This window comes from Paraburkholderia sp. GAS42 (genome assembly GCF_050436565.1).
Taxonomy (GTDB): Bacteria; Pseudomonadota; Gammaproteobacteria; order Burkholderiales; family Burkholderiaceae; genus Paraburkholderia.
In genome coordinates this window covers 146955-153539 of record NZ_JBNDML010000020.1, presented here as the reverse complement: position 1 = coordinate 153539, position 6585 = coordinate 146955, and the positions used below count along the sequence as shown (strand labels likewise).

Annotated in this window: 8 protein-coding genes; 1 reads left to right on the top strand and 7 read right to left on the bottom strand. The window is 61.5% G+C overall.

What is annotated here, in order from left to right; translation table 11 throughout:
- Positions 1–207 precede the first annotated feature (207 nt).
- The 6 genes from P3T16_RS26615 to P3T16_RS26590 all read right to left on the bottom strand — a co-directional run bounded on the left by P3T16_RS26615 (position 208) and on the right by P3T16_RS26590 (position 4619).
- Complete coding sequence (locus P3T16_RS26615; RefSeq protein ID WP_429344535.1) at positions 208–1119, bottom strand: copper resistance D family protein; 912 nt, start codon at positions 1117–1119, stop codon at positions 208–210.
- Complete coding sequence (locus P3T16_RS26610) at positions 1119–1493, bottom strand: copper resistance CopC family protein (RefSeq protein ID WP_429344534.1); 375 nt, start codon at positions 1491–1493, stop codon at positions 1119–1121. The genes P3T16_RS26615 and P3T16_RS26610 overlap by 1 nt, the downstream gene beginning before the upstream one ends.
- 2 nt (positions 1494–1495) lie before the next feature.
- Entirely contained in the window at positions 1496–2428 is a 933-nt protein-coding gene (locus tag P3T16_RS26605) for a hypothetical protein (protein ID WP_429256386.1), read from the bottom strand.
- Positions 2429–2538: 110 nt separating this feature from the next.
- On the bottom strand, positions 2539–2919 hold the full coding sequence (locus P3T16_RS26600) for a DUF2946 domain-containing protein (RefSeq protein WP_429344533.1): 381 nt from the start codon (positions 2917–2919) through the stop codon (positions 2539–2541).
- 491 nt (positions 2920–3410) lie between these two features.
- Positions 3411–4433, bottom strand: coding sequence for an IS110 family transposase (locus tag P3T16_RS26595; protein WP_429344532.1), 1023 nt, complete (start codon positions 4431–4433; stop codon positions 3411–3413).
- Positions 4434–4463: 30 nt separating this feature from the next.
- Complete coding sequence (locus tag P3T16_RS26590; protein ID WP_429344531.1) at positions 4464–4619, bottom strand: hypothetical protein; 156 nt, start codon at positions 4617–4619, stop codon at positions 4464–4466.
- 175 nt (positions 4620–4794) lie between these two features.
- Between P3T16_RS26590 and P3T16_RS26585 the strand changes: the two genes are divergently transcribed.
- A complete protein-coding gene (locus tag P3T16_RS26585) occupies positions 4795–5298 on the top strand; it encodes an LEA type 2 family protein (protein WP_429344530.1) in 504 nt (167 codons plus the stop codon).
- An 84-nt stretch (positions 5299–5382) separates the two neighbouring features.
- Here P3T16_RS26585 and P3T16_RS26580 read toward each other — a convergent pair whose 3' ends face one another.
- Positions 5383–6561: an acetyl-CoA C-acyltransferase gene (locus tag P3T16_RS26580; protein WP_429256390.1), complete on the bottom strand. Its 1179-nt coding sequence runs from the start codon at positions 6559–6561 to the stop codon at positions 5383–5385.
- Positions 6562–6585 lie beyond the last annotated feature (24 nt).

Genomic DNA, 6585 nt, shown 5'->3' with positions numbered 1-6585 from the left:
AGTGATGTTCCGGTCATCAGGGCGCTGCCACCTGTGTTATAGCGCAGCAGCGTTTCTTCCGGAACACCGGGGACGATTGCCGGCCCTGGGAAGCTCTGTAGAAGCGACCGACAAGGCTCAATGGTTGGGCCTGACGGTTGCTTGTTCTTCGCTCGCGAGCAAACTGCACGAGGGCATGATGACGCTCTACAAATCGTCAGCTCACGATCAGGCGCCAAGGTGGGCCCCCGGTACAGCGTGGGCGAGCACAGCGGCAGCAGACAGGACGCCGATCATGACAACCGCCTCGGCTCTTAAAATCGTCAGGAACGAGGCCATAGCACCGTGCGATGCACCCCGCCGTATGCGTGGTAAATAAACCAGCCGGTTGATCCCACCCAACACGATCGCTGCACTGACAAACCCGAGTTTAGCGTCGAGAATGAGCCCCCAGTCGCTATGTGTGAGCGGCACGAGAGAGCCACCCAGTCCGCGATTGGCGTTGTCAACTCCGGTGACGAGGACCACCAGCAAGGCGAGGGTTGCGGCAACAGACAGGCGCCTGACGAAGTGCGCGAGGTCCTCTCCGCTCGCTTCGGCCCGCAGCCGCGGCAGCACGAAAAGTCCGCCCGCGATCACAAGCCCGGCCCACGCAGCGGTCGAGCAGATATGCGCCCAGTGAATCCACTCCGGCAGCGAAAAGTCGCCGGCGTCTGCCGCGTGACTCGACGCCGCTTTGCTAAAGGCGAAGACGGCTGCGGCGAACAGCGCGACAGTCGTGCGAACTGGCCGCCCGAAACCTCGCGGCGCCACCGAAAAGAGCGTCCACACGATCAGGGCGACAAGTCCAGCAGACCACGCTGCGCCGAAATGCGATAGGGTCAGTACTGGGATTAACATCGAAAAAGCGGCACCCGGAACTGACCCGCTCATCAGTGCGGCCTCAAATAGCAAATTGACGGTATCGGCAACGATCAACGTGGCGACGCAGACAACGACGATCCGTTGCAACCGGTGCCACATGCGCGGCGACGCGTTGTCCAGCAGCAACGCCGCCAGACAGGAGCCTGCCGCGCACGCGAACAGTACGTTGGCGACGGCGGCCACGATGATCGAACCGGATAGCGTCGCGCGGTCCACTACTTCACCCTGAACGAATAGTCGCCCTGCGTACGGTGCCCGTCAGAGGCGACGGCGACCCAACGCACGGTGTACTTGTCAGGTGGCAACGAGGGCAACGCGACATGGATCGACTTCCTGTCGTTCGGATCGACTTGCGCTTTCACGGCATTCACCTGCTTACCCGTCGAATTGCTGACGGTCAGCGAGCTGAATGCAGGTTCGAGCGGACCATCAAACACGATCGTCACGTTCTCCGGCGGGGGCACTTCGGCGCCCGCCGATGGCGATTGCGTTTGCGGGAACACATGCGCGAATGCCGCGGACGGGATCAGGATGCCGGTCGCGATGGCCGCTGCGCCGCAGCCTCGTTGAAGACCATTGAAGACATTCATTTCTAGTCTCCTTTGCCGAAAAGCGGCTTACCAACGGAGTTGGGTAGCACGTCATCCAGGTAAAGATGCGCCTGCACCAGGACGCCCACCCCCTTGCCGCTTGCATGATTGACCGGAATCACCGCCTCGGCGCCGAGCTGGCCCCAGCGATTGAGCCAGATCACGCCGGGATTGATGCTCCCGGTCGTATGGCCCGAACAGGGGCCGCCGGTACAGGTACTCATCGGGAATTCGACGACCGGAATCAGGTTACTGAACGGCGCCTTGAGCCCCACGTCCTGCACGAAATTCTGCAGATAAGGCAGGCTGTATTGCACTGTAACGCCCCAGTTCAGGGAATCGGGATCGGAGCTGTTCATCGTCAACCGCGGGCCGATGATGCCGGTGATCGCCAACGGTCTCAAATATTTCAGGCCCTCTGGCAGATCGCCGAATCCCTTGCCGACATAAAGCGTTGGCGAGATCGCCGAGTGCGGATTGGCGATCGCCTTCGAACCGGTGTCACCCAGTTCGGCGATCACACCGGCCGACGCCATGAACTCATGGGCTTCGTTCACGTAGAACCGGTATTTGGCACCGACCGTGAAGTTGTCGAAACCGCGGGCGGAGCCGCCATTTGGCGCGTTCACGTTCACGTAAGTCCCCGTCCCCATAAGGGCGAAACTCGGCGTGATCAGCTTGTCCCATTCGAGGGTCGTGGTATTGGTGTTTTGCGTGTCTCCGTCGCCCGTGTCGGATTTGACGTGGCCGAATTCCAGATTGACTTCATCGCCGACGCCTGGGTCGTCGACCGCCATCGTCGCCGGGAAAACACGGTTGCCAGCAATGGCGTGCGCAGTTGCAAGTGAGGGAAAGAGAATAGTGACGGCTACGGCAGCCGGAACAACTAAAGCCACGAGCGTCGGCATACCGCCGCGAACTGGAATGGTGCGCATGGTTTGGTTCATCCTTTGTGAATGGTCGAGTTTGTGTGGTCGCGGGTCTGTCAGAAGACGCGACGGCGCGGCGATGCAATGGCACATGCATCGCCGCCTTGCTGACTCAATCAGGATGAAAATGGAGGCGCACGCGGCTGCGCTGCGGTGAAGGGGAAAACGCGGTGAATCGTCCGAAACGGGAGAATCGCCGTCGGCTGAGTTGCCCAATCCGTCGGCGCAAACGCCAAGGTCCCGCTCGGTAACACCGGCATGTGGGCAAGGAGCCCGCAATACGCGCACGCCTGCCAATGGCCCGCTTTCCCGGTCGATGGCGATTCGTCGTGTCCCGCAATATCGGAACCGCTCTGCGCGGAGCAGAAAGCACCCGAGACCGCCTCAAAACGTTGGTCTGCCGCGAGGATATGCGAGACCGTTGGCGCGAGCGTCGCCATCAGGATTGCAAGCAATCCCAGGATGCTGCCGATCTTGCGGTGGAAAAGGCTAAGCATCGCGGTGACGGAGTTGCGGACGGGCTCGAGCTTGCGGCGAATTATGTCATGAGTCTTCGACGATTCCGATGGGTAGACGCCCTACGAAGGTGTAGGTGGAACAGGGTATGCCTTCTCGCTGGGGCGCACGTTCATGTGAATGGCAGCTTCCGGGCCGTTCAGCGAAGTCCATGAAGGTCAGCTTCGCTAGCATGCGACAGTCAACTGCGAGGGTCGATCACCGCCATTCGAACAGCACAGTTCGCGAACGCTTAACGTGCACAAATCTATGGTCCACCCACGAATTGCAAGCGAGGTTTTTCACTGACTGGAAGAGGCGTCTGCCTAAATCTATTCGGTCTCGGCACGAGGCGCCGGCCGTGATGGGTATCCGCGCGCGATCGACCTATGAATTTCCGCGGCTTCAGTGAGCCTTTTGCGCACACAGGTTCACGATCGCGCCGATTGACTGTTCTTCCACACAACGTCACTTGCAGTAACGGGACGGGGATTCAGGTTGGACGATAGATTTCTCCCTTGGTAAGCACGGCCCAGGCGATGCGGGCCAGTTTATTGGCCAGCGCGACGGCGGCGATGTTCGGATGGACGCGCCTTTCGAGCGACGTGAGCCAGGCGGCCAGCCGGTGTTTTGACCGGTTCAACCGGCTCATGACACCGCGCGCGCCGTGAATCAGCAGCTTTCGCACATAGCCGTTGCCTCGGCGCCCGACGCCTAGAAGACGAGGCTTCCCGCCGGTGCTGAACTGCCGTGGCACGAGGCCGATCCAGGCGGCCAGATCGCGGGCATGTCGGAATTGCCTGGCGTCGCCGACGGCGGCGACGAGCGCGGTGGCACTGAGTGTACCGATGCCGGGGATGCTGACGAGACGTTGACAGAGCTCGCTCGCGCGCGCAATCAGTTCGATCTCATGGGTGAGCTTGCTGATCGCGTTGTCCAGTTCTCTCCACCGTCCAACAAGAATGTCCAGCAGGTGCAGCATCACGCCAGACAGACCGGAATTGGCGTCACGCATGAGCTCTGGCAAACGGTGTTGCAGCTTCGCTCTGCCTTGCGCGACAGTGATGCCGTTTTCCAGGAGAAACGCCCGGATCTGGTTGATTTGTCCGGTCCGTTCCCGGATCAGTCGGTCGCGGGCGCGGTGCAGCGCCTGAAGGTCGAGTTCCTCAATCGATTTCACGCGGGAGAATCTCATGTGGCCTCGCATGGCGGCTTCGGCGACGGCCTCAGCGTCGTTAAAGTCGTTTTTGTTCGATTTGCGAAATGGTGCGGCAAACTGCGCGGGAACGAGCCTCACTTCGTGACCAAGCGCCTGCATCTTGGTTGCCAGAAACTGCGTGCCGGCGCACGACTCCATGGCGATCAGGCAGCGCTCGTGCTGCGCGATATATTCCAGAAGTGCGTCACGTCGCAACTTGCGCCGATCAGTCTGCTGGCCCCTCGAATCCATGACGACCACATGAAACCAGTTCTTGCCGGCGTCGATGCCGATGACTTGGGAGTTGACGGAGTCCATGACGGTGACCTCACATCCGGGTTTTGGGGCTTAAGTATCCGCCCGATGAAAAGTGGGTGGACCATCCCAGTATTTCCGAATCTTGACACGACCCCTGTCACCGGGTTTTGTCACCGCGCGCAGTGCGAGGTTCATCGATTCGATGCAGCCGTGCATGATGATGATTTCGTCGGCGGTCATCGTCATGCCGCTTTCGAGCGCACGGCGCGCGATCGTGCCGTGCGGTGACGGATCGCCGAGATCGGGACCGGCCGAAGAAGTCCGCCGTTGCGCGACGGAACCAGGGCACAACGCACACTGGATATCCGTGCGGCCCGGTACAATCGTCTAGCCGATCCGGCCATCACTGGAGGTACCTCCCGTGCCATCATTTCGCGCGCTAAATTCCGCCCGTCTGTTTCTGGTCGCGGCGCTGTGTGTGTCGGTGCTTTCAGTGCTGTCGGGCTGCTCGAGTCTGCCCGGCCACGAAGATATCCGTGTGAGCGTGGCAGGGATCGAGCCGATCGAGAGTCAGGGCCTGGAGTTGCGCTTCAACGTCAAGCTCCGGCTGCAGAACCCGAACGACTACGCGGCTAATTTCGACGGTGTTTCGCTCGATCTTGAAGTGAACGGCCAGCCATTCGCCAGCGGCGTGAGCGACCAGAGCGGCGCCGTGCCACGATTTGGCGAAACGCTCGTGAGCGTGCCGGTGACGATTCCCGGGTTTTCGGCCGCGCGCCAGGCGATTGCATTTGCAAACGGCACGTGGACGGGCGATCTGCCCTACGAGCTGCACGGCCGGCTGGCGGGTGGCGTGTTCGGCGGCATCCGCTTCACCGACCACGGCGTGCTTCCGCTTCCTGGCTTCAGCACCTTCGCGCAGTAGCCGATAGCAGAAATAGCCGAAGCAGCAAAAACAGCAAGACCAGACGGCGGCGCGAGGGCGCGCCGCCGTCAACGCGTTGCGATATTAAACGACTTCGAACAGCCCTGCTGCGCCCTGCCCGCCGCCGATACACATTGTCACGACGACAAACTTTGCGCCGCGCCGTTTGCCTTCGATCAGCGCATGGCCTGTCAAACGTGCACCCGACACCCCGTACGGATGCCCGACTGCAATCGCGCCGCCGTTCACGTTCAGGCGATCCATCGGGATACCCAGCTTGTCGTGGCAGTACAGCACCTGCACCGCGAACGCTTCGTTCAGTTCCCACAGATCGATGTCCTCGACCTTCAGGCCCGCCTGCTTCAGCAGTTTCGGCACGGCGAACACAGGACCGATGCCCATTTCGTCCGGTTCACATCCAGCCACGGCAAAGCCGCGGAAAATACCGAGCGGTTGCAGCCCTTCGCGCTCCGCGACCGTCGCGTTCATCACGACACACGCCGAAGCGCCATCGGAAAACTGGCTCGCGTTGCCGGCCGTAATCACGCCGCCGGGCATCGCCGTGCGAATCTTCGATACGCCTTCGAGTGTCGTATCGGCCCGGATGCCTTCGTCGGCGGAAACCGTGACTTCCTTCGTGTACATGCGGCCGGTGGCCTTGTCGGCGACACCCGCGAGCACCGTCATCGGCACGATCTCATCCTTGAAGCGGCCCGCTTCGAGCGCCGCTGCGGCGCGCTGCTGCGACTGCACGCCGTATTCGTCCTGACGCTCCTTCGAAATCGAATAGCGCTTCGCAACGTTCTCGGCGGTCTGCAGCATCGACCAGTAAATTTCCGGCTTGTTTTTGCTGAGCCAGCCTTCGGCCAGCATGTGACGGTTCATCTCGTTCTGCACGCACGAGATCGATTCCACGCCACCCGCGACGAACACATCGCCTTCGCCCGCGATCACGCGTTGCGCAGCGAGTGCAATGGTCTGCAAGCCCGACGAGCAGAAGCGGTTCACCGTCATGCCCGGCACGCTGACGGGCAGCCCCGCCCGCAATGCAATCTGGCGAGCGATGTTGCCGCCGGTCGCGCCTTCGGGGTTCGCACAGCCCATGATCACGTCCTCGACGCGCGCCGGGTCGATCCTTGCGCGCTCGACGGCGGCCTGCGTGGCGTGACCGCCCAGCGTCGCGCCGTGGGTCATGTTGAAACCGCCGCGCCACGATTTGGCAAGACCCGTGCGGGCGGTCGATACGATTACGGCGTCAGTCATGCAAGTCTCCTGCTTCCAGTGTTT

Bases quoted from the DNA above. Each gene is read 5' to 3' on its own strand.
- P3T16_RS26610 (WP_429344534.1), bottom strand. From the start codon at position 1,493: ATGAATGTCTTCAATGGTCTTCAACGAGGCTGCGGCGCAGCGGCCATC.
- P3T16_RS26605 (WP_429256386.1), bottom strand. From the start codon at position 2,428: ATGCGCACCATTCCAGTTCGCGGCGGTATGCCGACGCTCGTGGCTTTA.
- P3T16_RS26600 (WP_429344533.1), bottom strand. From the start codon at position 2,919: ATGCTTAGCCTTTTCCACCGCAAGATCGGCAGCATCCTGGGATTGCTT.
- P3T16_RS26595 (WP_429344532.1), bottom strand. From the start codon at position 4,433: ATGGACTCCGTCAACTCCCAAGTCATCGGCATCGACGCCGGCAAGAAC.
- P3T16_RS26590 (WP_429344531.1), bottom strand. From the start codon at position 4,619: ATGACGATGACCGCCGACGAAATCATCATCATGCACGGCTGCATCGAA.
- P3T16_RS26580 (WP_429256390.1), bottom strand. From the start codon at position 6,561: ATGACTGACGCCGTAATCGTATCGACCGCCCGCACGGGTCTTGCCAAA.